Annotated in this window: 25 protein-coding genes; 6 read left to right on the top strand and 19 right to left on the bottom strand. The window is 42.9% G+C overall.

Annotation, left to right across the window (positions count from 1 at the left end; genetic code table 11):
- Window positions 1-51: 51 nt before the first annotated feature.
- The 5 genes from AOQ29_RS02575 to AOQ29_RS02555 form a co-directional block, all read right to left on the bottom strand.
- Window positions 52-645, bottom strand: coding sequence for a DUF1054 family protein (locus AOQ29_RS02575; RefSeq protein WP_061992985.1), 594 nt, complete (start codon window positions 643-645; stop codon window positions 52-54).
- Window positions 629-1,492 carry a YihY/virulence factor BrkB family protein gene (locus AOQ29_RS02570; protein WP_061992984.1) on the bottom strand — a complete coding sequence of 288 codons (864 nt, stop codon included), beginning with the start codon at window positions 1,490-1,492 and terminating at the stop codon, window positions 629-631. Before AOQ29_RS02570 ends, AOQ29_RS02575 begins: the two co-directional genes overlap by 17 nt.
- Before the next feature lie 75 nt (window positions 1,493-1,567).
- Window positions 1,568-2,929: an FAD-dependent oxidoreductase gene (locus AOQ29_RS02565; RefSeq protein ID WP_061992983.1), complete on the bottom strand. Its 1,362-nt coding sequence runs from the start codon at window positions 2,927-2,929 to the stop codon at window positions 1,568-1,570.
- 123 nt (window positions 2,930-3,052) lie between these two features.
- Window positions 3,053-3,769: a VIT1/CCC1 transporter family protein gene (locus AOQ29_RS02560; protein WP_242977380.1), complete on the bottom strand. Its 717-nt coding sequence runs from the start codon at window positions 3,767-3,769 to the stop codon at window positions 3,053-3,055.
- Window positions 3,770-3,781: 12 nt separating this feature from the next.
- A complete protein-coding gene (locus tag AOQ29_RS02555; RefSeq protein WP_061992982.1) occupies window positions 3,782-4,456 on the bottom strand; it encodes a VIT1/CCC1 transporter family protein in 675 nt (224 codons plus the stop codon).
- A gap of 131 nt (window positions 4,457-4,587) precedes the next feature.
- Here AOQ29_RS02555 and AOQ29_RS02550 point away from each other — a divergent pair, with 131 nt between their 5' ends.
- Window positions 4,588-4,986, top strand: a complete 399-nt coding sequence (locus tag AOQ29_RS02550) for a Fur family transcriptional regulator (protein ID WP_061992981.1) — start codon at window positions 4,588-4,590, stop codon at window positions 4,984-4,986.
- 81 nt (window positions 4,987-5,067) lie between these two features.
- Here AOQ29_RS02550 and AOQ29_RS02545 read toward each other — a convergent pair whose 3' ends face one another.
- Window positions 5,068-7,137 carry a peptidoglycan D,D-transpeptidase FtsI family protein gene (locus AOQ29_RS02545; RefSeq protein WP_061992980.1) on the bottom strand — a complete coding sequence of 690 codons (2,070 nt, stop codon included), beginning with the start codon at window positions 7,135-7,137 and terminating at the stop codon, window positions 5,068-5,070.
- A 113-nt stretch (window positions 7,138-7,250) separates the two neighbouring features.
- On the opposite strand from AOQ29_RS02545, the gene AOQ29_RS02540 reads away from it, so the two are divergent.
- Entirely contained in the window at window positions 7,251-9,839 is a 2,589-nt protein-coding gene (locus AOQ29_RS02540; protein WP_061992979.1) for a YfhO family protein, read from the top strand.
- Between the two features lie 87 nt (window positions 9,840-9,926).
- A complete protein-coding gene (gene greA, locus AOQ29_RS02535) occupies window positions 9,927-10,412 on the top strand; it encodes a transcription elongation factor GreA (protein WP_061992978.1) in 486 nt (161 codons plus the stop codon).
- 249 nt (window positions 10,413-10,661) lie between these two features.
- Here the strand turns inward: greA and AOQ29_RS02530 are convergent, their stop codons facing one another.
- The 12 genes from AOQ29_RS02530 to AOQ29_RS02475 form a co-directional block, all read right to left on the bottom strand.
- Complete coding sequence (locus tag AOQ29_RS02530; RefSeq protein WP_061992977.1) at window positions 10,662-11,606, bottom strand: GRP family sugar transporter; 945 nt, start codon at window positions 11,604-11,606, stop codon at window positions 10,662-10,664.
- Between the two features lie 120 nt (window positions 11,607-11,726).
- Entirely contained in the window at window positions 11,727-12,938 is a 1,212-nt protein-coding gene (locus AOQ29_RS07885; protein WP_061992976.1) for an endolytic transglycosylase MltG, read from the bottom strand.
- 164 nt (window positions 12,939-13,102) lie between these two features.
- Window positions 13,103-14,335 (bottom strand): acetate/propionate family kinase, encoded by a 1,233-nt coding sequence (locus AOQ29_RS02520; RefSeq protein ID WP_061992975.1) that lies wholly within the window; start codon window positions 14,333-14,335, stop codon window positions 13,103-13,105.
- A gap of 40 nt (window positions 14,336-14,375) precedes the next feature.
- Complete coding sequence (locus AOQ29_RS02515) at window positions 14,376-15,380, bottom strand: class I SAM-dependent methyltransferase (protein WP_061992974.1); 1,005 nt, start codon at window positions 15,378-15,380, stop codon at window positions 14,376-14,378.
- A gap of 37 nt (window positions 15,381-15,417) precedes the next feature.
- Window positions 15,418-15,732: a hypothetical protein gene (locus AOQ29_RS02510; protein ID WP_148666479.1), complete on the bottom strand. Its 315-nt coding sequence runs from the start codon at window positions 15,730-15,732 to the stop codon at window positions 15,418-15,420.
- Window positions 15,719-16,156: a hypothetical protein gene (locus tag AOQ29_RS02505; protein ID WP_061992972.1), complete on the bottom strand. Its 438-nt coding sequence runs from the start codon at window positions 16,154-16,156 to the stop codon at window positions 15,719-15,721. The genes AOQ29_RS02510 and AOQ29_RS02505 overlap by 14 nt, the downstream gene beginning before the upstream one ends.
- A 10-nt stretch (window positions 16,157-16,166) precedes the next feature.
- Entirely contained in the window at window positions 16,167-16,364 is a 198-nt protein-coding gene (locus AOQ29_RS02500) for a type II secretion system protein (protein ID WP_061992971.1), read from the bottom strand.
- A 4-nt stretch (window positions 16,365-16,368) separates the two neighbouring features.
- A complete protein-coding gene (locus AOQ29_RS02495) occupies window positions 16,369-16,767 on the bottom strand; it encodes a type II secretion system protein (protein WP_061992970.1) in 399 nt (132 codons plus the stop codon).
- Window positions 16,751-17,071: a competence type IV pilus major pilin ComGC gene (comGC, locus tag AOQ29_RS02490; protein ID WP_061992969.1), complete on the bottom strand. Its 321-nt coding sequence runs from the start codon at window positions 17,069-17,071 to the stop codon at window positions 16,751-16,753. The genes AOQ29_RS02495 and comGC overlap by 17 nt, the downstream gene beginning before the upstream one ends.
- Window positions 17,068-18,099: a type II secretion system F family protein gene (locus AOQ29_RS02485; RefSeq protein WP_061992968.1), complete on the bottom strand. Its 1,032-nt coding sequence runs from the start codon at window positions 18,097-18,099 to the stop codon at window positions 17,068-17,070. The genes comGC and AOQ29_RS02485 overlap by 4 nt, the downstream gene beginning before the upstream one ends.
- 2 nt (window positions 18,100-18,101) lie before the next feature.
- Window positions 18,102-19,052, bottom strand: a complete 951-nt coding sequence (locus AOQ29_RS02480; RefSeq protein WP_083989231.1) for an ATPase, T2SS/T4P/T4SS family — start codon at window positions 19,050-19,052, stop codon at window positions 18,102-18,104.
- A 108-nt stretch (window positions 19,053-19,160) separates the two neighbouring features.
- Window positions 19,161-20,012, bottom strand: a complete 852-nt coding sequence (locus AOQ29_RS02475; protein ID WP_061992967.1) for a bifunctional 5,10-methylenetetrahydrofolate dehydrogenase/5,10-methenyltetrahydrofolate cyclohydrolase — start codon at window positions 20,010-20,012, stop codon at window positions 19,161-19,163.
- Between the two features lie 100 nt (window positions 20,013-20,112).
- On the opposite strand from AOQ29_RS02475, the gene AOQ29_RS02470 reads away from it, so the two are divergent.
- From AOQ29_RS02470 to AOQ29_RS02460, 3 genes are all read left to right on the top strand, one after another.
- Entirely contained in the window at window positions 20,113-20,592 is a 480-nt protein-coding gene (locus tag AOQ29_RS02470; RefSeq protein WP_061992966.1) for a deoxycytidylate deaminase, read from the top strand.
- A gap of 89 nt (window positions 20,593-20,681) precedes the next feature.
- Entirely contained in the window at window positions 20,682-21,644 is a 963-nt protein-coding gene (locus AOQ29_RS02465) for a thymidylate synthase (protein WP_061992965.1), read from the top strand.
- 524 nt (window positions 21,645-22,168) lie between these two features.
- Window positions 22,169-22,840, top strand: coding sequence for an HXXEE domain-containing protein (locus AOQ29_RS02460; RefSeq protein ID WP_061992964.1), 672 nt, complete (start codon window positions 22,169-22,171; stop codon window positions 22,838-22,840).
- Window positions 22,841-22,926: 86 nt separating this feature from the next.
- Here the strand turns inward: AOQ29_RS02460 and uvrA are convergent.
- On the bottom strand, window positions 22,927-24,337 hold a 1,411-nt coding region (gene uvrA, locus AOQ29_RS07880), incomplete at its 5' end, for an excinuclease ABC subunit UvrA (protein WP_083989229.1).

Here is a 24,337-nt window from a genome sequence, read left to right as displayed (position 1 = left end):
CGCCATTTCACTATGACATGTTGACCGGTATTTTTGTCGTTAAGGACCCTGTTATCGAAGTAATTGATAAATTGGCAACAACTTTTTCAATGCTGCTAAGAGAACTGGAAACTGGTCATCTGAACCAATCAATTCTGAATCAATTGGAATCTTCAGCCCAATTAAAATTTCGGCCGCTTTTACTTTTCGATAGCGTTCAACCGCTGATGAGTAATCTTGCAAAGGTTGATTTTTATTAGCCATGTGGTTCAAAGAGAGACAGTATTCAGCTGGCAAGGCCGCCACAAGGTCACTAACCTGGGCAAGCTTCGGCCCAATTTCAGGCAGGGCTTTCGGTTTCATATTTTCTTCAACCGCCAAATAAAGGTAGAGGTTGTCAGCCCAAAGCCCCAACTCAAAGTGCGGCAGCATTTTATAGCCGCGTTTGTTAGGTGCAAAGGCGACCCAGGTGTTATCTGGTGCGTACGTTTTGCGCATCTTATGTTTGGCAACATGGGCGTACCAATCCTGTCCATCAGCTTGCAAAATAGGCAAGGCCTCTGCCGCAAACGCTTCAAATTTCGGGTCGATGACTTCACGAATTTTAGCCATTCGACCATCTAAAGTTAGATCATCAAAAATTGTAAAATCAGACTTTGAGAACACTTTTTTTACTCCTTTTTCTAAACCATGGAAATTCCGTCAACCAAGTCATCAACACAAAGCCAATTATCAAGATGGTCGCTAATAAATTCAACCAAATCAAAAATACGGCCATTGACGCCAGCGATTGGGAAACACTTGAACGATGAAATTGAACATTGGCAAGGGCAACAAAAACTTTATTCAAGCCCGAAACTAGGATCACATCGATTAATGTTCCAACCAAAACAGCCAAAATAGATGGCCGGGCCGCAGGTGCTGGCACTCGATAATTCAACCAAATTAAGATTATCCAAATAGCAAAGAGGACCAGCCAGCGGTTGGGAGAAATCAGGAAAAACATTCCCGTCCAGTCGTAGAAAAAGACCGCAAAAATATTACCAATGAACATGACCGAAACCGTTACAACAAGCATCACTATCATCCATAGAAAGGCCCAGGCCCTGGTTAGTAATGATAGGCCGACTTCATCGACACCGGCAATATGATTAAAGGCTCGGCGCAAAACAGCTGTAACTTGTGATAGCGACCAAACAATAAAAATTAGTGACAATGACAAGTATGAATTCGTATTAGTATGGGCAACGGAATCAACCAAGGGAATTAAAAAATTCGAAATAGATGTTGGTAGAAGATCCGACAAAGCACCAATTACTCTGGCTGTATTCAGATTCATGGCTGAAATTGCTAAGACAAACATAATTAAAAGTGGAATTAGTGTCAAAACAACATAGTACGCAAAAGTTGGCCCAACAAAAGCAAATTGAGCCCGCGAAAAGTATTTAACCAGTGATTTTGCACGATAACGCTGGTCTAAATGATTCCAATAATTTGTAACTCGTTCTTTCATAGTTTTAATTATGCCATAGAATTATTAAAAAAAGACCCTTTCAGGGCCTTTTTTAAAATTATCATAAATGAAACATTAGACCGATGGAATTTCACCCAAAGCAGTTTGAGCTGCCAAGTTCAAAACAGACCATTGGCGATCGTAACCTGGTTGGAAGAAGAAGTCAGCTTCGGCCAAGTCTTCCAATGTCATCTTAGCTTTAATAGCCAAGGCAATTGTGTTTGCATGAGCAGTCACATCAGCCTTTGACAAGACTTGACCACCCATGATGGCATGCGTATCTGGATTAAAAATCAACTTGATCAAAATTTCAGGATTACCATTTGTCACAAATTCAGGACGAACAGTTGCTTGATACAAAGAAGAAGCAATCTTCAAGTTCATCTTTTCAGCATTGTTAGCATTAACACCCGTAGTTGCCAAGTTGTAATCAAAGACTGGCAAGGCTGATGAACCGTTGACACCGGCAAATGACCGGGCTGGCTTTTCCATTGTCATTGTTTCGATGACATAGCGAGCTTCACGACGAGCAGTTGATGCCAAGGCAATTGGAGCAGGTTGGCCGGCTGGAGCAAACAATGGTAAAATCGCATCACCAATCGCGTAAACATCCTTAGCTGAAGTACGCAAGTATGGGTCAGTCTTAATCCAACCACGTTGGTCCAAATCAATCGTTCCTTCGAGGTACTTAGTGTTTGGCTTAACTCCGGCAGCAACAATGGCCAAGTCAGCATCAAAGCTTTGACCAGCATCATCCTTGACACCAGTCAAAGTCCCTTCACCTTCAAAGGCAGCAACAGTGTGACCCAAGTGCAAGTTAATGCCATTGGCTTCCAATTCTGTGCGGACCTTATCAGCCAATTCTTCATCCAAATAGTTTCCCAAAGGACGGTTGATCAAATCAATGACCGTAACCTTCTTACCAGCCTTAGCAAATACTTCAGCGGCTTCAATTCCAATATAACCAGTTCCAACAACGACAACTGACTTAACAGAGTCATCGTGCAACTTATCGTTAATCTTGGTTGCCCAGTCGCGACCACGCATCAAGTAAACGTTTTCCAAATCATTACCAGGAACTGGAATGGTTGCTGGAGTTACTCCTGAAGAAATGATTAATTTGTCATAGCTATCTTCAAAGCTCTCACCAGTGGCCCAGTTCTTAACTGTTACTTTTTTAGCATCAGTATCAATTCCGGTCACTTCATGCTTAGTTAAGACCTTACCGCCAAACTTTTCCAAGTCAGCTGGCTTAAAATTGCGAACATCATCACGGTCCGTAACTTTTCCTTCTAAGAATAGTTGCATCCCACATGACATGAAGGACACAAAGTCACCTGCCTCATAGACAGTTACTTCGGCATTTTCATACCGGGTCAAGGCTTCGTGAGCAGCTTCGTGTCCACCGTGTGAAGCACCAACAACAACAATTTTCATTTTTCTTCCTCCTGAAAGTTCAAAAGTATTTTCACTCATATTATAGTGCATTTTATCACTTAGGCCAAGACTTTTTTAAAAAATATGAGCAATACCATTACAAAAAGCGACTGTAATACCCCTTTAAAACAGCTTACCAATGGTAAAGTGGACTGCAATTGTCAAAAGCCCAATCACAATATTTCTGATAACTGCTCGTTGAACCATTCCTCGAGATAAAAGAGCGGAAATCAGCCCTGTTAAAGAAACGGCTACAACTGTTGCCAAAATTGCGGCTAAGTATTCATACTGCATCGGTGCCAGAAGTAGCGCCGCTAAAGGAAAGGCCCCACCTAGGGCAGCTGAAAATGTTGAGGCGAAAGCGGCAGAGATTGGTGAAACATAATGGTCTAAAGTCAAATCATGTTTAACCGTAAGTACCGTGGCTAATGGCTTTTCAGCTAATAATTCCTGTGCAATTGCATTCGCAGTGTTTTGAGCAACGCCTCGGTCTCGGTAATAGTCCTCCACGATTGTGACTTGATCATTAAAGTCCTCTTTTAAGATTGCCGCTTCACGGTCCACCGTAACCCGATCACTATCACTTTGTGACGATACAGCAGCAAATTCTCCTGAACCCATTGATAGGGCGCAGGCTAGTAGATCAGATAGAGCTGCGATGACGATGACTAAACGATTCGTGGTTGCTGCAGCAACGGAAAAGACCACACCAACAACCGTCAAAATTCCATCGTTAGAGCCTAAAATTCCAGCGCGAATAGCGTTCAACCGCTCTTCCATCGTTTGTTGCTTACGGTTGTGTTGTTTATCAACAGATACATTTTTCATCAATTTTTTCATCAACCATTCCTCCTAACGAAAAAGCGAACCAATAATGAGCGTTACCGCCATCGTCAGTATTCCAGAGACTAGGTTTCTTACTGCTCCCTTAACTCGGTTAGCACCATTGATAACAGCCGCTAAATACCCCGTCAGTAATAGGGCCACAAGGACAGCTAAAAAAGTTGCCATGATACGCCATTGAGCGCTAGCAAGGGCCATCAAAGTCATCGGAAAGGCCGCTCCGGTTGGGAAGGCGACAAAAGAGACGATAGCTGCACCACCGGCAGACACTTTCGAGTTTAGTGAAAAGCCATACCGTTCTCGGACAACCGTTTCAAGCGGGTCCTGTGCCATCATTTCTTTTGTCGCCTGTAAAGCCAAAGCTGGTGAAATACCATCATTTTGATACTTTTCTTTTACAAAGGCGAATTCTTTGTCGTAATTATTTTGTAATCGGACTGACTCAGTCTTTCTAGCCTTATCCTGAGCATCTCGAGAGGACTTGACCGAGACATACTCACCCATGGCCATCGATACCATTCCAGCCAAAGTTCCAGCAAATCCCGCCAGCATAACGCTATCCAGTCCTTGATTTGCACCAGCCACCCCAATAATAATCCCGGCCACCGACAAAATGCCATCATTACCGCCCATGACACCGGCACGGACCAAATTATTTTGGGCCATTAACGATTTTTTCTTCATTCTTCTCTCCTTATATAGCAAGAATTGTTCTAATTTAGTTTAACAATTTATTAATATTTGTCAAGAAAAATTGAGTTATTCTAAAAGGGGTGTTATAATTGTAATGTAATCGATACATTAGGAGGGGCGATATGCTAGAACAATTAAAATCTGTGTTACAAGAACATAAACTAAAAGCTACTAATCAACGACTGACTCTACTTGAATATATGATGAGTCATGATACACATCCCACTGCGGAAATGATTCATAACGACTTACCTGATATCTCATTGGCGACCGTTTATAATACTTTGGAAAAGTTCGTCAACGCTAAGCTAGTGGTGGTCATTGAAGGTATTTCGGATGGCAAGCGTCACTATGATGCTGCTTCACATCCCCACTACCACGTTATTAATACGCAAAACAATGATATTATTGACGCTGCTAACTTTGATCCAGCACCCTTGATTAAGGCTGCTGAATCAGCCACTGGGTTAAAAATCACAGAATATCGGATTGACCTTTACGGTATCGACCCCAAAGCCTGAACAAGCAAAAAAGCTGAACTACAATATGTAGTTCAGCTTTTTTGTATTGACAAACAAATTTCTAAAAAATTCATTTATTCTTTATTTTGTACTTGTATTCGTTGTACTTGTACTTGGTTTGTTCATCACAATGTCCCAGAAGGCATTAATAATCGCCTTGGCTGTTCGACTGTTGGTTCCATCCAAGTATGAGTTCAATCCTGGCATTGCCAAAGACATCGCAAATGGTTGGCCCGGTACATAAGCTACCATTGATTCGGTATATGTCGTATGGCCATTGGTGATTGTTTCGGCCGTTCCCGTCTTAGCGTAAACCTGCGGCGTGATACCGTGCAATCCAGAACCGGTGTTATTCGGATCAGTTCCGTTGGCAACTCGGTACATACCATTTTTAATAACATTCCATTCGTCAGTTGTTAGTGAAACTTGACCTTGCAGTTGTGGTGTTGCCGTCCAAACTGTCTTTTGCAGTTTACCAGAAACGTCACTTTGCAAAACAGAGCTAACGAGTTGCGGTTGGACAAGGTAACCACCATTAGCAATAACAGAAACATAACGAGCCAATTGCATCGTTGTATAGGAATCATACTGTCCGAACGATTCGTATAAGTAATTACCGATATTGGTACCCGTCGTTGGACCACGAACTCCGGCAGTTTCACCTTCAATATCAATTCCAGTCTTCGTGCCCAAACCGAATTGAGCAAGACCATTTCGAATCGTTTGGAAGGCATCAGAACGAAGATGCAATGATGCTCCTGGTGTATAAGTTTGGCCACCAATCTTCATTCCTAACTGAATAAAGTACGTGTTCGATGACCGTTCCAAAGCTGTTGGTGCATCGATGGCAACTGGATTACCACCCTTGTTCCAGTAAGACGTAATGACAGGTGTTCCTTGCAAACGAATAGCTTGATCGTTCATCGTGTTACTCGTCGGGGTAACAATTCCTCGCTGGAACCCTGTTGCCAAAAGAGCTGGCTTTACAACGGATCCCATGACAATCGCCTGATTAATATTTCCTAGCGGGTTGGCCGTCTTTGTTCCAGTCTTACTATCACGGTTGACACCGCCCATGGCATAAATGGCACCAGTATAAGGATTAATAATAGTCGCATAAGCTCCCTGCGAATCTCCACTAGTTGGTACATTCTCTTGCAGGATTTCTTGAACCTTCTTTTGGAAGGCAGAGTTGATACTTAATTTCAATGAATCTCCAGCTTGTCCTTCATATTTAATGCTTGAAGTTTTCAAACCGTTCATCGATGAAATAACCGTTTGTGAAGGGGTTCCCTTCAATAATGACTCATACTGCTTTTCCAAGGCAAAACTACCAACTGGTTGGTTTTGTGAATAGCCTTGGGCCAATAATGTGTGGAGACGGTCTTCTGGCAAACCAATGGATTCATTGGTAACTTTTCCAACCATCGGTTCAAAATCATCCCCTTCAGGATAATCACGAGCAAATGATTCTGAGACCTTAACACCTGGCATATCAGAAAGTCGTTCACCAATTTCGGCCTGGGCCTTGTCAGAGACACCGGATTCCTGAATATACGTCGTTGAAAGAGCATAGGCTCCAGACATCTTTTGGAAAATCATTGCCTGGTTGGCATCGACGTCCTTATCCAAGTTATTCTTCATAACGTATTGAGCTTGCTGGGTACTCAAGGTTGACGTTGACCAAGCCTGAGCAACCTTACCATACTGTTTTTGCAACTTGGTTTGAATCTTAGTTGCTTCCTTCGGATTCATAACCAGGAAGTAATCTGCCTTGGCACGGTCACTCAAACGGCTAGTATCGATGGTCAAGTACTTCGAGAGTGTCTTGGCTACCTCAGCAATTTCCGTGGCGGTTGTTGCTTTTCCACGAGTATAAGTAATCGCTGTTTGGGGTTTATTACCCGTAATGACCTTACCAGTACTATCGTAAATCAATCCTCGTTGAGCATTACCTTGCTCAACTGTTTGGTCTGATTTGTTAACTTCAGCTAAATATGATGTTCCTTGTTTAATTGTTAAAAATGCTAATTGAATAATCAAAGCTAAACAAATAGCAATGACGACACCCAATAACAACTTCAATCGAGTTGGCAAGTTGGCACGGGCATCATTTTTATCACGATCTTCTAAATAAGGATTACGCTTCATGTTGGATTCTTTCCATTAAATCAAAGTTTTCATTCTCTTTACTTTACCATAATTTGAGTGTTTTTCACTAAATTTCATTTGAAATTTGTTATTCTTAGGTTATGAAAAAACAGATGAAACGACTACACAATCTATTCTTATCACCAGTCTCCTTAACCTTCTGGCTACCAATCATTATCATGACTTTTTACTTTGCCGGTCGTGAAATGATGCCATTTGGTTCATCAACTATTTTAACAGTTGATCTGGGTCAGCAGTACCTGGATTACTTTGTTCAATTCAAGCATACCCTTCTCTCCGACCCATCTTCCTTCTTTTACTCATTTTCTTCCGGGCTTGGTGGCAATATGTTGGGCGAGTGGTCCTACTACTTGATGTCACCATTCAATTTAATTTTCTTGCTAGCCACACCCAAATCCATCCCCGCCTGGATTTTATTAGTCACTGTTTTAAAGCTTGGTTTCGCTGGCTTTTCAATGGCCTGGTTGATTAAGAAAATGAATTGGCAGCAAGGGTATTGGATCACCATTTTTGCCATCAATTATCCATTGTCAGCTTGGTTCATCGCCAATGACTTAAATCTTTTGTGGTTAGACACCGCGGCCCTCCTACCACTTCTAATTCTTGCTTTGGAACGACTATTAGCTGGTAAGGGATGGGGGGCATTTACATTGGCCCTCGTCGGCGTCATCCTGACGAACTACTACATCGCCTGGATGATTGGTCTCTTCTTATTAATGTACCTTCCCTGGCGTTTCCTAGACCCTATGACTAAGCATCACCGCGGCCATCTCTTGTTTAACTTTATCAAAGGTGGACTCGTAAGCGTTCTCTTAACCGCCTGGCTCTGGCTCCCAACCTATGCCCAACTTAAAGCAGGTAAAACAACCCACAATTCATCTTGGTCACTTCACTTTGACAATAATCCCCTCTTACTTTTCTTAAAATTAATTCCAGGTTCCTTTGACTTTGACCAACTTAAATTTGGTCAAGCTAACTTCTTGGTGGCACCGATCGTCATTATCGCACTCTGGGGCTACTTTACTAGTAAGAAGTTCAAATGGACAGAAAGAACCTTCGCCTTTTTAATTGTCGCCATTTTATTCTTGGCGACTTGTTTTGCTCCTTTGACACTCTTATTTCACGGTGGCCAATACCCAGTTTGGTATCCAGCCCGTTTTTCATTTATCATTTCTTTTTTCTTTATCTTATTAGCAGCCAAAAGCTATCACGTCGAATGGAAACCTGGTATCTTTACACGAATTCTCTTTTTGGCCGCTATCGTTGTGATTACCTGCTGGTCAGCCAATAAAATTTCAACAGCCGCCTACCTCGACCGCTTTGAAATCCTAGGATTTTTGTTTGCCTACTTGCTGACCTTACTCTTCCTAATCATCTTACCCGCAAACGTCATTAAGACCTTTTTTCTGGGAGCCATTACGGTTGCATTCTTAATTTTCAACGCTAGCAAAACCCTCGACCACTTGTCCTACCTAACTAAGGATTCATATGAATCGGGGGCTAACCGCGTTTTGGCAATCAAGTCGGCGGCATCTAAACATGACCAATCCTGGTACCGCATCAATGAGGGTTTGACGCGGACAAGTAATGACGGGTTCTTGGGAAACTTTAGTTCAGGTAACCACTTTTCATCACTACTTTCGTCACAAAACTCCTTCCTCTATCAAAATCTTGGCCAAATTCATGGTGACTCGCGTATCTTTTATAGTAACGGTTCAACCATTACAGATTCTTTGCTCGGCTTTAAATACTTTGTTCAAGCAAAATCAACCGCTGTCCAAAGTGGTGCTCAAAGCACTGTCCGAACCGACTACCAGCAAGCACCAACCGTTAGCCAAGGTTCGGACTGGATTTTAAAAGAAAACACTAGTGCGCTTGGCCTTGCCTATGCTGGCTCTACGAAGGCTCTGACCATGAAGTATTCTTCCAACTATCCACTCACTAACCAAGAGTTATTATTAAATGGCTTAGCAGGTCATTCAAACAAAAATATTATTGGTTTGGCTGACATGTCTGTTAAGAGTCTCGACAACTTAACAATGACCGGTAAGATTTTTGCCGGAACGGTTGCCAAAATTAATAATAGCAATCCGGGTGTCTTAACCTTAACTTTCACTCCAATTACCAATGATCCTTACTATCTTAAAATTGGTAGCTACTTTGATTTGGACAATGTTAATTTCTCACTAAACGGAAAATCTTTCACGCAATCCAACGCTGGTAACAACACCGTTGCCCTTAACGTTGCTCGTAACCAGAAGGGTATCCCACAAACCTTAACTATTACCCTACTAGATGGTGCCAGCTCACGATTCTTGGACGGATTTAGCCTCTATTCATACAACCAAGACGTAATCGATCAAGACCTAAAAACGCTCCATCAACATCAAATCAAAATGACCAAATCAAATTCTCGAAAAATCGAGGGGACTATAACCACAACAACTGACCAATCACTTATCATGACTAGCATCCCTAGCGACCCAGGTTGGCATGCTAAGGTCGACGGCAAGCGTGTTAAGACTGTATCGGTTGCTGGCGGTCTCCTGGCTGTTAAGACAAAGCCTGGCCATCATCACCTTGTTTTGACTTATACACCACCTCTCTTTACACTAGGCTTTAGTATCTCAATCTTGACAGTTACCAGCCTAGTTTTGACCTGGTATTTTAAAAAGAAATAAGGCCAGCCCTTGCACCAAAGGTTGGACCGTGATATATTCATTTTGCTGTATTTTTTGTGCCGGTTGGCACTGAAAGGAAGATTGCCCATGGCAGAAGAAAAAACATTTCCAATGACGGCTGAAGGCCGTGATAAGTTGCAGGCAGAATTAGATAGTCTAATCGCTGAACAACGTCCAGAAATCACAAAACGAATCCAAATCGCTCGTTCTTACGGTGATTTATCTGAAAACTCTGAATACCAATCAGCAAAGGACGAACAAGCCTTTGTCGAAGGACGGATTATTACCGTTCGCAAGATGATTGAAAACGCTGTAATTATTTCAGCTAGCGATTCAGCTGAAGATGAGGTTACTCTTGGTAAAGAAGTAACCTTCAAGGAACTTCCAGATGAAGAACCTGAAACTTATACAATCGTTGGCTCAGTTGAAGCTGATCCAATGGCCGGTAAGATTTCAAACGAATCACCAATGGCGGCAGCTTTGATTGGTAAGCATGTCGGTGAAACTGTAAAGGTTCCACTTCCTAACAATATTGAAATTGAAGTTGAAATCTTGTCTGTAAAGACTAAGTAAGACAAAAGCGTTCCTGATTAACTCAGGAACGCTTTTTCTGTGCTTTTATACTAAAGCTTAATCTATGAACCAATTAAGAACCCCCTAGTTAAAAGCATGATTCACCTATTCACCAAGAATTATGAATGAACAATCAACTATCCCCCAACTTTTCATAATCGAGATTGACGTAAATTAAAACTGAAAATTTTAACTAAAAAAGAGACGTCAAGATGACGTCCCTTAGGTATATTTTATATTGATTAAAACTTAAGCAAAGGAATGGATATTACCAATCAGGATGGCCCCAACAAGAACGAAAAGTGTTCCAGCAATAACAAACTTCATCTGAGTTGAAGTCTTCTTTTCGTGCAAGATGTAGATACCACCGAAAGTTCCAACAACGATGCTCAACTGTGACAAGGCTGTCGCGATTGTTTGTCCAACATCAGGGTTGGCTGATGAGATAAACATGAAGATGTTTCCAACAGCCCAAACCAATCCAGTGGTCAAGTTTTTCCAAGTTGGTAAAGCAAACATTTGCTTCCCTTCGCGGAAGACAAAGAGCACAATGATTGTTGCTCCAACAACTTGACCAATCGCTTGTGGTCCAACAATCGCTGTCATGTAGTTCAGACCATGACCAGCTTCCTTAATGTTTGAACTGATGTAGCCAATCTTTGATAAGAAGTTTGGCAAGACGAAGTACAACATAAATCCAGCTGTTGACATCACCAAGTAGAAAATTCCCTTAGCATCAATCTTTGCTGCTCCAGCATTTGACTTGTCTGGCTTAGAAATCAATGTAGCTCCAGTAACTACCAAAGCAATCGAAACAATCCCAACAATCCACATTGCTACGTTGCTCCATTCACCAAGGAGTGTTGCAGCTAACAAGGCGTTCATAATAATTTGACCTGCGGTTGACAATGGCATTCCCAATGAAACACCCATTTGCTTAAAGAGCAAGAATTGGAAGACCATTCCCATAGCCCAAACCAATCCAGATAAAATTCCAACGACCCAGATTTCTTGTCCTAAATAGAAGCCTTGTGGAATAACAAAGCCAAAAAGCGTAACCATTCCGAAAATTAATGCTCCGATTGACATTCCGAATGTTTGTTGGGCAGCTGATCCACCCATCTTAGTTGAAACTAAACCAACAGACCCCCAGAAGAGAGCTGGTAGCAAAGCAATTACAAGTGCAATATTCATTCGATTAACTTCCTTTCACTTATCTTACAAGCTATATTCTACACGAATGTAAACGGTTACACAACATTTTTTTCAAAAAGATTTCATGTTAGTAAAAAAGCCCGTTAAACGGGCCTTTTTTTAATTTTGATCATACTGACTCAAGTTCCAATTTTCAATAATTTGAATAATAAGCTTTGGATAACTTGGGTCTGTGGCATAACCATCTGTCGAAAGCGCCTGGGCTGCATCTTGATATGTCTTAGCTGCTAAGACATCAGCGAACTGGTTGGCGTTCCAAGTATTTCCATTCGCAATTGTCTTGGCGTGGGCCTTCATTGAATCTTGATAAGAGTCATAGGCCGCGAACCGAGCATTTTTAGTTACCGTTTGACCATTTTCAACTTCTTGGGTTTGAAGGACAACCGATTTACCGGCAGTCGTATCATCTGTTTTGACTCCATAGTAATTGTTGTACTTTGAGGATAGAACAGAATCATCCCAATTTGATTCATGAATAGCTTGAGCAATCGAAATTGATGCTAAGATGCCATATTGCTTTTGAAGTTCTTGACTGTATGGCGCAATTTTTTTAATAAAGGCTAGACGGCGGTCAAATTCCTTTTTACCACCATTTTCAGCTAATAGGATAGCAGTCGAAGCCGGCATCTTATTAGCCTTTAATTCAGCATAATAAGGTTGCAAGCTTTTATTTGACTCCTTCAACAAGGTCATTACAAAATCATCAGCTGACTTTTCTTTTTTGAACTTATAAATACCTGGATAAACAAAGTCATATAGGGTTTTAACAGTCTTTGAATTCAAAAATAGCGTTGGATACTTGGCCTGAGCTTTTTTAATCAAATCTTGATTCGTATACGCAGATAAAAGGGCATCCTTGTTAATCCCAGCTGCTCGTTCTAACGTTGTCGCACTTTGATCGGCTGTCTTATCATTTGAAATAAAGGTATATTCAGACGACAAAACTGGTGTTGCCCCCGATCCTTGCGTCAATTCGTCATAAATCTGGGCAATACTCTGGACAGGCGAAACTGGATAAGTGGCAGCAAGCAAAGAATCTGATCCATTTTGCTTAGCGTACTTTTCAAAGGCCTGGCTTGATCGAATTAGACCCGCCTGCTTCAACTGCTGACCAATTGCTTTAGGACTTTCTTTGCTCTTAATCGTGACCATCGTAACGGTTGTGTCATTCGGATTCTTAGCTTGGTAAGTCCAATTATCGTAGTAAAACCATCCTGCAGCAGCCACTACGAGAATCAACAATAACGCAAAAATCCGCCTGGGCCATTTTTTATGTTTTTTCTGTGGGCGACGTCGTTTCTTAAATTCCATCAAAGGTACTTTCCTATCATATTATTCTTTGGTAATCAGTCCAGGACTAATTAGCAATATCAGTTAACTTATGTTACTAGTATACTACTTTTTAAAATTAATAAAAAAACATAGCGAGTATTCTCGCTATGTCCAAAAATAGGTTTAACTAAATATCGGCAAAATTATGCCATCAATGATTGAACGTCACGTGCAATCATCAATTCTTCATCAGTTGGAACAACCAAAGTCTTAATCTTCGCATCAGCAGCTGAAACATCTGCTTCTTCACGGCAGCCATCGTTCTTAGCCTTATCGATAGTAATACCAAAGTAACCTAAGCGATCAATGACTTCTTCACGAACCCAATCAGCATTTTCACCGATACCAGCCGTAAAGACCAAGGCGTCCGCCCCACCCATTTCAGCGATGTATTGACCAACATAACGAACAACACGATCAACGAAAATCTTGATAGCCAAATCAGCCTGTTCATTTTCTTCACGAGCAGCCAACAAATCACGCATATCGCTTGATAGCTGTGAAATTCCTTGTAAACCTGATTGCTTGTTCAAGACAGTCAACATTTCTTCGTTCGAAAGGTTTTCCTTTGTTTGAATAAAGTTAACCAATGATGCATCAACATCACCTGAACGAGTTGCCATCGTAACACCAGCCAACGGAGTGAAGCCCATTGATGTATCGAATGACTTTCCATCCTTAACGGCAGTAATTGAGGCACCTGCACCAAGGTGTAGGGTAATCAACTTTAATTCACTTAAGTCCTTACCCAAAATTTCAGCAGCACGTCCAGCTACATAACGGTGTGAAGTTCCGTGGGCACCATACTTACGAGCACCATACTTTTGATAGTATTCGTATGGCAATGAGTAAAGGTAGTTCACCTTTGGCATTGTTTGGTGAAATGATGTATCAAAGACAGCAACGGATACTGCATTTGGCAACAAAGCTTGGAAAGCTCGAATTCCCAAAGCATTGGCTGGGTTGTGCAATGGTGCGTAATCAGCCAATTCATCAATCTTTTTCAAAACATCAGGTGTTACTAAGACTGACTTGTCAAAGTATTCTCCACCAGCAACAACACGGTGTCCGACACCCACAATTTCATTAAAGTCAGCAATAATTGCTAATTCTGACAACTTTTCTAACATCAAGTTAATGGCCACTTGGTGGTCTTTAATTGCTGTGACAGTCTTGAATTTCGCCTTTTCACCAGAAACTTCGACTTCTGCGTTCTTAGCTGCTTGATCATTTGCTGTAAACTTAATCGTTACAATCGCATCATCCATTCCAATTCGCTCAATCAAACCTTGAGCGATTACTTGCTCTTTTGGCATCTCTAAGAGCTGAAACTTCAATGAAGAACTACCGGCGTTAACTGCCATAATCTTTGCCATGAAAAAAATCCACCTATTCTTTTTTTATCACATTTCTAACTTACTTTAGTTTACCCCAGGCAGCAATATCTTGCAAAAATTCTTGCAAAGCCTGTGGGTCTTTGACTGATGGATATTGGCCCATCAAGACCTCTGTTTTTGGTCCAACTCCTGGTTTTCTCAAAACTAAGAGCGCCTTTGCTCGTTCTTGATTTTTAAAGTACTCGCTTGGCAAAGCTAAAAACGCCTTTAACTGAGCCTTTTGCGATAATAACTTTAAAATGGCTTCATGATTAGGGCCAGCTAACAAATCCGCCGGAACAACCAAGTAAATCCAGCCATCATCACTTACCAAGTCCAATGACTTTTCAATCATCAAATAGTGGGCATAAGATTTACCAGCCTCACTGGACAGCGACGTAACAAACCCTGTCGGTGCAGCCTGCGGATAATAGCCAATTGGCAAATCACCAATCACAATCGGTGCAGGTGTTATAGCATCTGCGGCCAAATCTACTACATCCCCTAAAAACAAAGCAGATTCTTGGTCATGTAAGGCTTCACCAGTCACTGAAGCTAGCGCTAATTGCTGGTTATCATTATCAATCCCAGTTCCGATCATTTTTAGCTCATGTCGGTTTAGTGTTTCTTCAACCGTCCATAGGAGGTTTCCAGTCCCAACAACCATATCCGTAACACGAGCGTCTTCTTTGATTTGGGTAGTTTGGTAAATTAGTTCACCCAGTAGGTAGCCAATACCGTCGGGTGTTAATTGCTGGTTAGCAGGGGTTTTATCCTCACGGTCAGCCTTTAACACCAACAATTGTAAAATATTACGACGGTCACTAAATGACAAGGAAGACCAATCGACTGTCTGCAAATCAGACAAGGCTGTCTGACTATCAGAACTCAGTTGTTCGATATCTGCTTGGCTCAGTTCACCAGCAATTAGGGTTGCCAATGTTTGCACGAGAGCTTGCCGATATGTTGCTTCTTCATTGTTTTTGACTGCAGTGGTAACAGTAAAAATTTTTTCAAAATATTCAGGAATTCGTTGATTTATCATAATGCTATTTTAGACTCTTTTTCCTGAGTTAACAAGGCTAAGGCAGTAAAAGTGGTCGCTGATAAACCTGTTTTTGATACTTAATTTCAATTAATCCCTGATCTGAATTAATTTGATATTCAGCCTCAGCAATAGTTCCAGATAATTTATGATTTTGGTAATAGTCAAGGGAGGCGTCTACCTGGCATCGATCAACAATCAAAGTTTGGTTAATTAAGACAATACTTTTGATTTTTTGATCGATGATTTGGGTTTGAACATAAAAGTTAAATCCAATGACAGTCAAAATCATAATAGTTGGCAAGAGTAGGTACCCTGAAGTCCCCTTGCCAATTCGCCTAGTCCTCCCCATTTTCATTCTTTTGTTTTGTAATCAAAATCGTTCCGGAGATGTTTCCAATTTGAATATTGTTGATTGTAATACTTTGATAGGAGTGACAATCTCGGCAGTGCATGCATCGGACATTTTTCATTAAAATAATTTCGCCATGAATCTTACCAGCTAAAACGAGACAGTGATGCTTGATCATAAAATACACGATTTCCCCCTTTGCCTTTTCCAACACTAAGGCATTGTCTAATACTTCTTTTAATTGGTAATGTTGTCGGCTAATTTGGGTCAGCGCTGACTGAAAATCCAACTCGGCATCTCGAACAGTGCGGTGGGACTGCGGGGCTAGGATTACTAAAGTTTCAAAAATCAAAGCAGCCACTAGCAACGACAACAAAGACTCAAATAACGTAAAACCGGTCTGATAGAAAGAATATTGCTTCATAATCAATCCCTTATTGGTTATGGTCGGAATTCTTAACGAAGACTGCCCATCTCTCTAGTGCTTGCCTCTTTGCCTGGTTAGCAGCCTTATTCCGTCGTTTTAACTGTTCTTCCTGATGGTGAAAACGTTGATAGATTTGTAATTCAATCACAGCCACACTTGTGACTAACGTTAAGACCATTAGTCCTTCAACAAGGGTAAAGGCCATTGATTTATTCCTTTTCAAAACGATAAGACCCACCTCCAAACTGAAATATTAACTTTAATATTTCTTTTCCCTTTTCAAAAATTATATGGCCCGGGGCTACGTAACCGCTGGCTTTAATAACGACAATTTTCTCTGTTTGAGCTGAATAACCAGCAGGATACGGTACCGATTCTTGGTCAACAACCAATCGGTGTTTGGTAAATTCAAGTTGAACGTCTTTCCCAGTATTTTGACTCTGCAAGCGTTGCTTTTGAAAGACAGCAGTAAACTGATTTTCAAAGCCACTGACTGTTTGACCCGGTGGACGGAGCTGAAATGAAAGTGCCAGCGTTAATAAAATGGCCGTAATTCCCAAGACGAATAATGATTCGACTAGCGTATAAGCACTAAATTTTGGCTTCATGGCCCTGGATTGAAATCTTTAACGCCTTGACCTTATCGATTTGTTCCTTTGTTAAATAATTTTCCTTGGCTAAGTCATCAAGGCTGACCTTGTCTTGGTGTGGGTGGTCGTTCAGGAACAAATCAACCTGGGTTTGTACAGTCGCAACCATCGCCCGAGCATGGGTTTGCTGGGCCTTATCTTTTTGCTGCGTGAGGTTCGGCAAAATCAACAACATCAGCAAACCGATAATAAAGAGAACAACTGTTGCTTCAATCAGAGTAAAGGCTGATTGCTTTTGACCAATCTTCTTAGTATTATTCATATCGTCATTCCTCCTAAGTTCTTATAAAGAGGCAATAGCATCGCCAAGTAAAGCAAGACGATGGTCAAGCCGATTAGGGTAAAAAATACTGGTTGAATGATTGCCAGTACCGATTTCATTTGCCGGTCAAATTGAGTCATTTCATTCTTAGCGTAGTAGGTCAAATAGGTTCCCAAAACTGGACCAGTAAACCCTCGGTCAAAATAGGTTGCCAGGGTCGGCTTCAAATATTTTTGTTGGATAGTCCAGTCTTTTAGTAATCGACCACTTTGCATTGCTCTTTGAACCGAAGTGGCCATCTCAACCACTAAGGCTGAATGCCGGCTTTCTATCGATGTTTGGGCAAAACTGTTAATGATGGCCGGCAATGTCAGCCCAGCAGCTAACAGAATGCCCAAGTGTTCGGCAATTAAATAAGTCATTAAGGTTCGCACTAATCGTCCTACCAGTGGTAACCGACTTAAAAGAGTCATTCGAGTCAATGGTTTTAACCTTTTCAGCCAAATACCACTCAGCAAACACGTCAAAAATAGTCCGCCGGCAACTACTGCTAAACCATGGAGGTAAAACAAGGCTGGGTTATTTTGTTCTGGGTCATTTCCCGCACCAGCCAATGTCGTAAAAATCGGGTACAAGTACGTCTCTAAGGCCGCAACCAAGCCAATCAAAAAGACAAGTAAGAATAACGGATAAGCTAAGACATGATGAATTTGACGCTTGTAGGTCAGAACTTGGTCAAAATTTTGTCCTAAGGATTGCAGTGTTTGATCAAAATGACCATGCGCTTGGCCTAATTCTAAATAGGCACTAACCCCTGGATGTAAAATTTTACCTAAGCTAGTTGTTAGCCCTTGTCCCTGACTTAGTTGCCTTTGAATCGTCACTAACCTTTCAGCCCATGCTTGGTGGGCACTGGCCATAATATCTAAACTTAGGCCCAAGGAATAGCCTGAGCCGATTAACTCGCCCAATTCACTCAGAAATAAAACTTGGTCAGTCTCCGATAACCTTTCCCGTTTTTTCAACATTCCTACCGATTCCTTCCGATAAATTTTTCGTAACCGTCTTCGTATGGCAGGTGGTTTACAACTTGACCCGCCTGCCAACTCGCCACCCCGGCCACAACTGCTAATCCGCCGCCTGACTCTACTAGTAATTGCTGATAAACCGTTTTCACCAAGGCTTGCCCCACTAACTGCCGGTCTAAGCCCAAATCCTCTAGCCTATCTAAAACTGCCAGTTCGGAGTTAGCGTGGACTGTTGTTAGGACGAGGTGACCTGAAAGGGCAGCTTGCAGGGCGGCCTGGGCAGTTTTGAAATCCCGAATCTCACCAATTACCAAAATATCTGGTCGATGGCGCAAGGCAACCTTAATCAGCGCTTGATAGTCAATGCCCGCTTGGTCATTGACTTGCAGTTGTAAGTACTGTGAACGATAGATTTCCACGGGGTCCTCCACTGTCAAAACTACCTGACCGACTGACCAATCTTCTAGGAGCCGGTAAAGAGTTGACGTTTTCCCAGCCCCAGTCGGCCCAGCCAAAACGTATAGTCCACTTCCCGGTCTTGTCTTAATCAAGTCTTGCCAGAGGCCATCATCAAACCAACGGAGGTGAGACAAATTGCTGATGACTAACCGCAATACGGCACTTTCGTGCCCTAAAAAGTCCCCCACGGTCGAAACTCGGACAAAAATTTTTTCAAAATCAAAGCGGCCTAATTGGGGACGACGATTTTCTGCTAAATTAAGGTCGGCCCGATACTTGATAACTGCTAAAACTCGCTGAGCGAATTCATTATCAAGTTGGTCAAGAAGCTCCAATCGTCCTTTGACCTGTCCCTTCAATACATAATCATTGGCACCCGGTAAAAAGTAAAAATCATTTACTTGATGGCTTTGACCCCAGGCTAAAATTTTAGTCAACCAGCCATTCGGATCCGCTCGATTTTTTATTGGCCAATTACGAATTTCTTTTGCCATATTCTTATCTCCTTGTTGCCCAATTAGACGGAACAAATCCTCAAAAAATCCAAAAAAATCAAAAAAAAAAGCAAACTTTTTTGTTTGCTTGTTTCATCAGTAAATTATTTATTTTCCAACCTGGTTTAAGGCTGCTTGGAAAGTACTTTCCAAGAGTGTGGCAATGGTCATCGGACCAACCCCACCCGGAACTGGGGTGATAAAGCTAGCCTTGTCAGCAGCTGAGTCATAATCGATATCACCGGTAGCCTGTCCATCAACAACATTCATTCCGACATCGACTAAGATGGCCCCGTCTTTAATTTGGTCCCCCGTGATAAAGTTTGGAATACCAACCCCAACGACAACAACATCGGCGGTCTTAAGTTCTGCGGCCAACATTTCGGCTGGCGTATAGCGGTGGGCAATTGTAACGGTTGCATCAGCGTTATTCAGCAAGGCCGACATTGGCCGACCAAAGAGTTGTGACCGACCAATCACGAGGGCCTTCTTGCCTTTCAAATCAATATTATAATGGTCCAAGAGAGTCATGACTCCCTGGGGTGTGGCGGCAACTGCGTATTCACCCTCCTGGTCACCAAAGAGCATCCCCTGGTTATAAGCACCTAGTCCGTCAACATCCTTAGCTGGTGCAATGGCTGAAAAAATTTCTTGGTCATTAACCGCTGCTGGCAATGGGGCTTGAACTAAAATACCCGTGACACTGTCATCGGCGTTTAAATCTGCTACAATCTTTAAGACAGCTTCGTTCGTGACATCGGCTGGAACGGCAATGTCTTGAGTAGCAATGCCAACTTTGGCAGCAGCACGTTGCTTCATACCCACATAGAGACGTGATCCGTCGTTTTCTGGATCAAAGACCACCGCTAACTTCGGATGAAGGCCGGAATCGGCAACTTTCTTGCCTAATTCTGCCTTTAAATCTTTTGCTAAGGTCTTACCATCTAAAATCGTTCCCATGTGATCCTCCTAGGATTTTACGAACATTAAGTTATAAATATTTGATATATTCTATTTTATCAGAATAATAATGAGTTTTGTTAACAGAAAGGTCAGTTTTATGTCAGATACACGAATTTCTTGGGACCAATACTTTATCGCCCAAGCCGCAATTTTATCAACTCGGTCAACTTGTACCCGCCGTCATGTCGGTGCCATCGTTGTTAAGGACCACCGCATCATTGCATCGGGCTATAACGGGGCTGTTTCTGGCACTGCTCACTGTACCGAAGTCGGTGACTACCTGGTTGACGGACACTGCATCCGGGCCGTCCATGCCGAACAAAATGCCCTCATGCAAGCAGCCTCAATGGGCATTGCCGTCGCCGGTGCCGAAGTCTACGTGACAGACGTTCCTTGTATCCAGTGTACCAAACTTCTCCTCCAAGCCGGTATCAGCCAAATTAACTTTATGCGTGACTACCGTAACGACCCCTTTGCCGAAGAACTCCTGGCGCAAAAGGGCGTAGACTTGGTCCAAGTACCTTTTGAAGAAGCAACGGCCGAACAAATTAACTTGGCCCAATTCATTCAGGACTAAGGCAAAAACCTCATCGAATTTTTAGCCGGCTCAGCCGGCTTTTTTGCTATACTGAATTGATAGTAATTTCAAAAAGAAAAGGAAAAACCATGAGTCAAAATGAACAAACCTACTTAGACCTGGCCGCCAAAATTATTAACGAAGGCCACTACAAGGATGACCGGACAGGAACGGGAACTTACTCTATTTTTGGCACGCAGATGCACTTTGATTTGCAAGAAGGTTTCCCCCTTTTGACCACCAAAAAGGTCTTTTTCAAATTAATCAAGTCAGAACTCCTCTGGTTCTTGCGCGGTGACAACAACATCCGCTTCCTCCTCCAAAACAACAACCATATTTGGGACGAATGGCCCTTTAAGACTTGGGTTGAATCCGACGAATATGATGGCCCCGATATGACCGACTTTGGCCTTCGTGCCGAATCAGACCCCGAATTCAAGGCACTGTATTTGGAACAAAAAGCCATCTTCGTTGACCGCATCTTAAACGATGACGACTTCATGGAAAAGTTTGGTTACGTCGGCGACGTCTACGGGAAGCTCTGGCGATCATGGGCGTCTGTCTTGCCCGATGGTCAAACAACCGACCAAGTTGGTAACCTCTTGGACCAAATCAAAAATAACCCCAATTCCCGCCGGATGATCCTTTCCGCCTGGAATGCCGAAACAACACCACAGGCACCATTGCCTTCTTGCCACGTTTTGTCACAGTACTACGTCAGCGACGGGAAGCTCTCAGCCCAACTCTACCAACGGTCTGGTGACTTCTTCCTCGGCGTGCCCTTCAACATTGCCTCTTACTCTTTGTTGATCCACATGTTGGCGGCCCAAACAGGCCTTGAAGTTGGTGAATTTGTTCATACGATTGGCGATACCCATATCTACAAGAACCACGTCGACCAAATCAACGAACAACTTTCACGCCCAATGCATCCCTTGCCAAAGCTCTGGTTGAACCCAGAAGTAAAGTCAATCTTTGACTACACGATGGATGACATCAAGGTCTTAGACTATGAATCAGAACCAGCCATCAAGGCGGTTGTGGCGGTTTAATTTAAAGTCATCGCCCGGCTTACTAACTAAAACAGTCCCAAAGATTTATGTCGGCAGTCCTTTTCATTAAATCTAAATTTCTCCTGCATTTTTAACAAATAGTAAAATTCATGTTATAATTAGATATGATGTATAGAACTATATACGTTCTCTTGAAAGACCATTGTTGGTAGGCAATTGGTCTTTCTTTTTTATTTAAAAAGCCCCGTTTGGTAGAACGAGGCGCATGTGACTATTTCATATGATCTAGCCACTTTTGCAACAAAGTTACTGCCAAGTGCGAAAGTACCGCAGTCAGCACAGCTTGAAGCAATTGTATAATGATGTATAAAACGTTCAAAATTATGACCTCCTTTCTCGGTGCATAACCTCAGCACCTCATCAGGATTAGACGGTCAAACGTACTAAAATTAACTTTCTAATTTCAGTAATTAACCAACACTCAACCTCGAACTGTTTCTTGCTCTTTATTACCGACAACCGTAAAATAAATCTAGTTATTGCTTTTCATTTGGAGGACCATCATGGTTAAATTTATCAAACGGCTCTTACTGAGCCACTTTTACGTCGACGTCATCTTACTTGTCGTTACCGCCTGCTTCATGCTCTTGGAATGGTCATCCTTGACCGTTGACCACCAGCTGGCCTACGTCTTGTTCTTTGGAATGTGTCTTCACCAACTCGAAGAATATCGTTTCCCCGGTGGCTTCGTCTGGGGCCAAAATACCGTGGCCTTGAACTCGGATATGCCTGACCGTTACCCTGGTAACCGCTTGTCAGCAGTCTTCGTTGATGTCTTTGCCATGTTTATCTCAGCGCCATTCTTGTACTGGCACTACACTTCTTCGATGGCCATGATTTTTGCCATCTTCGCCATGATCGAAGTCGTTATCCACATCCTCTTTGGAACTATGGCTTTAATGAAGTTCAAGGACCAAGGTAAGGAAACGATTTACTTCCCCGGGTCCTTTACCAGCTGGGTCTTCTTCGCCCCCTTCGGGATTGTCTTAATTTACAAGCTAGTCGACAACAACTTGATGACCGGCAATGCCTGGTGGTGGACAGTCGGCATCCTTGTCGCTTACTTCATCTTCGGCTTTGCCCTCCCATTCTTGGCCTTTGCTAACCGCAACACTCCTTACGTTTACGACCAAGAACCACGTGAAGGCTTCTACTTCCAACGGTATACAAAGTAAAATCAATGCACGCAAAAAGACTGACAAATTAATGTCAGTCTTTTTTTGCGTTCAGCGGACTAAATTTTGGAATTCAAACCAGCTGTTTATTTTTCATCACGGGCTTGGCGAGCCAAGTCCCGGTCCATGATTTTCTTCAAATACTTAGCCGTGTAAGACTCGGTATTCTTGGCCACCTTTTCCGGTGTCCCAGTCACCAAAATCTTTCCACCACCAGCACCACCTTCTGGACCTAAATCAATCAACCAATCGGCCGACTTAATGACATCCAAGTTGTGTTCGATGACGACAACGGTGTTCCCACCATCAACCAGGCGGTTCAAAACGCTCAACAAGCGAGCGATATCGTCGGTGTGCAAACCGGTTGTTGGTTCATCCAGGATATAGATGGTCTTTCCGTTCGTCCGACGGTGCAATTCAGAGGCCAACTTCATTCGCTGGGCTTCCCCACCGGACAAGGTCGTCGCTGATTGACCGAGCTTAACGTAGCCCAGGCCAACATCATTGATGGTTTGTAAGCGCCGAGCAATCTTAGGAATTGGGGCAAAGAAGTCGAGGGCTTCCTTGGCCGTCATATCCAAGACATCGGCAATCGTCTTGTCCTTATAGGCCACTTCCAGGGTTTCAGAGTTATAGCGAGTACCACCACAGACTTCACAGGCAACATAGAGGTCGGGCAAGAAGTTCATCTCAATCTTGATGACCCCATCCCCGCGACAGTTTTCACAGCGACCGCCCTTGGTGTTGAAGGAGAACCGACCCTTAGAATATCCGCGTAACTTGGCTTCATTCGTTTGGGCAAATAAATCACGGATATCATCGAAGACCCCGGTATAAGTGGCCGGGTTCGACCGTGGTGTTCGACCGATTGGGGACTGGTCGATATCAACAACTTGTTCGAGGTTTTCAACCCCCTCAATGGCCCGGTAGGCCCCGGGCTTGTTGCTGTTTTTGTTCAACTTTTGCTTCAAGGCCCGCTTCAAGATGGAGTTCACCAAGGTTGATTTTCCAGACCCTGAAACCCCAGTCACGGCAACAAACTTCCCCAATGGGAACTTAGCCGTCACGTTCTTCAAGTTGTTTTCCTTAGCCCCACGGATGACGATTTCCTCGCCGTTACCCTTGCGACGGGTCTTCGGTACCGGAATGTAGCGTTTACCGGCCAAGTACTGACCGGTCAAGGAATTCGGGTTATCCTCGACTTCCTTGGGCGTCCCAGCGGCCATAATCTTACCACCCAAGGCACCGGCCCCAGGGCCGACATCAATCAGGTAGTCGGCCGCGGCCATCGTGTCTTCATCGTGTTCGACGACGACCAGGGTATTGCCGAGGTCTCGCATCGATTGCATCGAGGCCAACAACTTATCGTTGTCACGTTGGTGCAAACCAATTGATGGTTCATCCAAGACATAGAGAACACCCGAAAGGTTGGACCCAATTTGAGTGGCCAAGCGAATCCGCTGGGATTCCCCACCAGAAAGAGTTGAAGCCGACCGT

It is taken from the genome of Fructobacillus ficulneus (assembly GCF_001047075.2).
Classification (GTDB): domain Bacteria; phylum Bacillota; class Bacilli; order Lactobacillales; family Lactobacillaceae; genus Fructobacillus; species Fructobacillus ficulneus.
This window is presented reverse-complemented; position numbering and strand designations above follow the sequence as displayed.

Bases quoted from the DNA above. Each gene is read 5' to 3' on its own strand.
- AOQ29_RS02570 (WP_061992984.1), bottom strand. From the start codon at position 1,492: ATGAAAGAACGAGTTACAAATTATTGGAATCATTTAGACCAGCGTTAT.
- AOQ29_RS02565 (WP_061992983.1), bottom strand. From the start codon at position 2,929: ATGAAAATTGTTGTTGTTGGTGCTTCACACGGTGGACACGAAGCTGCT.
- AOQ29_RS02560 (WP_242977380.1), bottom strand. From the start codon at position 3,769: ATGAAAAAATTGATGAAAAATGTATCTGTTGATAAACAACACAACCGT.
- AOQ29_RS02555 (WP_061992982.1), bottom strand. From the start codon at position 4,456: ATGAAGAAAAAATCGTTAATGGCCCAAAATAATTTGGTCCGTGCCGGT.
- AOQ29_RS02550 (WP_061992981.1), top strand. From the start codon at position 4,588: ATGCTAGAACAATTAAAATCTGTGTTACAAGAACATAAACTAAAAGCT.
- AOQ29_RS02545 (WP_061992980.1), bottom strand. From the start codon at position 7,137: ATGAAGCGTAATCCTTATTTAGAAGATCGTGATAAAAATGATGCCCGT.
- AOQ29_RS02540 (WP_061992979.1), top strand. From the start codon at position 7,251: ATGAAACGACTACACAATCTATTCTTATCACCAGTCTCCTTAACCTTC.
- greA (WP_061992978.1), top strand. From the start codon at position 9,927: ATGGCAGAAGAAAAAACATTTCCAATGACGGCTGAAGGCCGTGATAAG.
- AOQ29_RS02530 (WP_061992977.1), bottom strand. From the start codon at position 11,606: ATGAATATTGCACTTGTAATTGCTTTGCTACCAGCTCTCTTCTGGGGG.
- AOQ29_RS07885 (WP_061992976.1), bottom strand. From the start codon at position 12,938: ATGGAATTTAAGAAACGACGTCGCCCACAGAAAAAACATAAAAAATGG.
- AOQ29_RS02520 (WP_061992975.1), bottom strand. From the start codon at position 14,335: ATGGCAAAGATTATGGCAGTTAACGCCGGTAGTTCTTCATTGAAGTTT.
- AOQ29_RS02515 (WP_061992974.1), bottom strand. From the start codon at position 15,380: ATGATAAATCAACGAATTCCTGAATATTTTGAAAAAATTTTTACTGTT.
- AOQ29_RS02510 (WP_148666479.1), bottom strand. From the start codon at position 15,732: ATGGGGAGGACTAGGCGAATTGGCAAGGGGACTTCAGGGTACCTACTC.
- AOQ29_RS02505 (WP_061992972.1), bottom strand. From the start codon at position 16,156: ATGAAGCAATATTCTTTCTATCAGACCGGTTTTACGTTATTTGAGTCT.
- AOQ29_RS02500 (WP_061992971.1), bottom strand. From the start codon at position 16,364: ATGGCCTTTACCCTTGTTGAAGGACTAATGGTCTTAACGTTAGTCACA.
- AOQ29_RS02495 (WP_061992970.1), bottom strand. From the start codon at position 16,767: ATGAAGCCAAAATTTAGTGCTTATACGCTAGTCGAATCATTATTCGTC.
- comGC (WP_061992969.1), bottom strand. From the start codon at position 17,071: ATGAATAATACTAAGAAGATTGGTCAAAAGCAATCAGCCTTTACTCTG.
- AOQ29_RS02485 (WP_061992968.1), bottom strand. From the start codon at position 18,099: ATGTTGAAAAAACGGGAAAGGTTATCGGAGACTGACCAAGTTTTATTT.
- AOQ29_RS02480 (WP_083989231.1), bottom strand. From the start codon at position 19,052: ATGGCAAAAGAAATTCGTAATTGGCCAATAAAAAATCGAGCGGATCCG.
- AOQ29_RS02475 (WP_061992967.1), bottom strand. From the start codon at position 20,012: ATGGGAACGATTTTAGATGGTAAGACCTTAGCAAAAGATTTAAAGGCA.
- AOQ29_RS02470 (WP_061992966.1), top strand. From the start codon at position 20,113: ATGTCAGATACACGAATTTCTTGGGACCAATACTTTATCGCCCAAGCC.
- AOQ29_RS02465 (WP_061992965.1), top strand. From the start codon at position 20,682: ATGAGTCAAAATGAACAAACCTACTTAGACCTGGCCGCCAAAATTATT.
- AOQ29_RS02460 (WP_061992964.1), top strand. From the start codon at position 22,169: ATGGTTAAATTTATCAAACGGCTCTTACTGAGCCACTTTTACGTCGAC.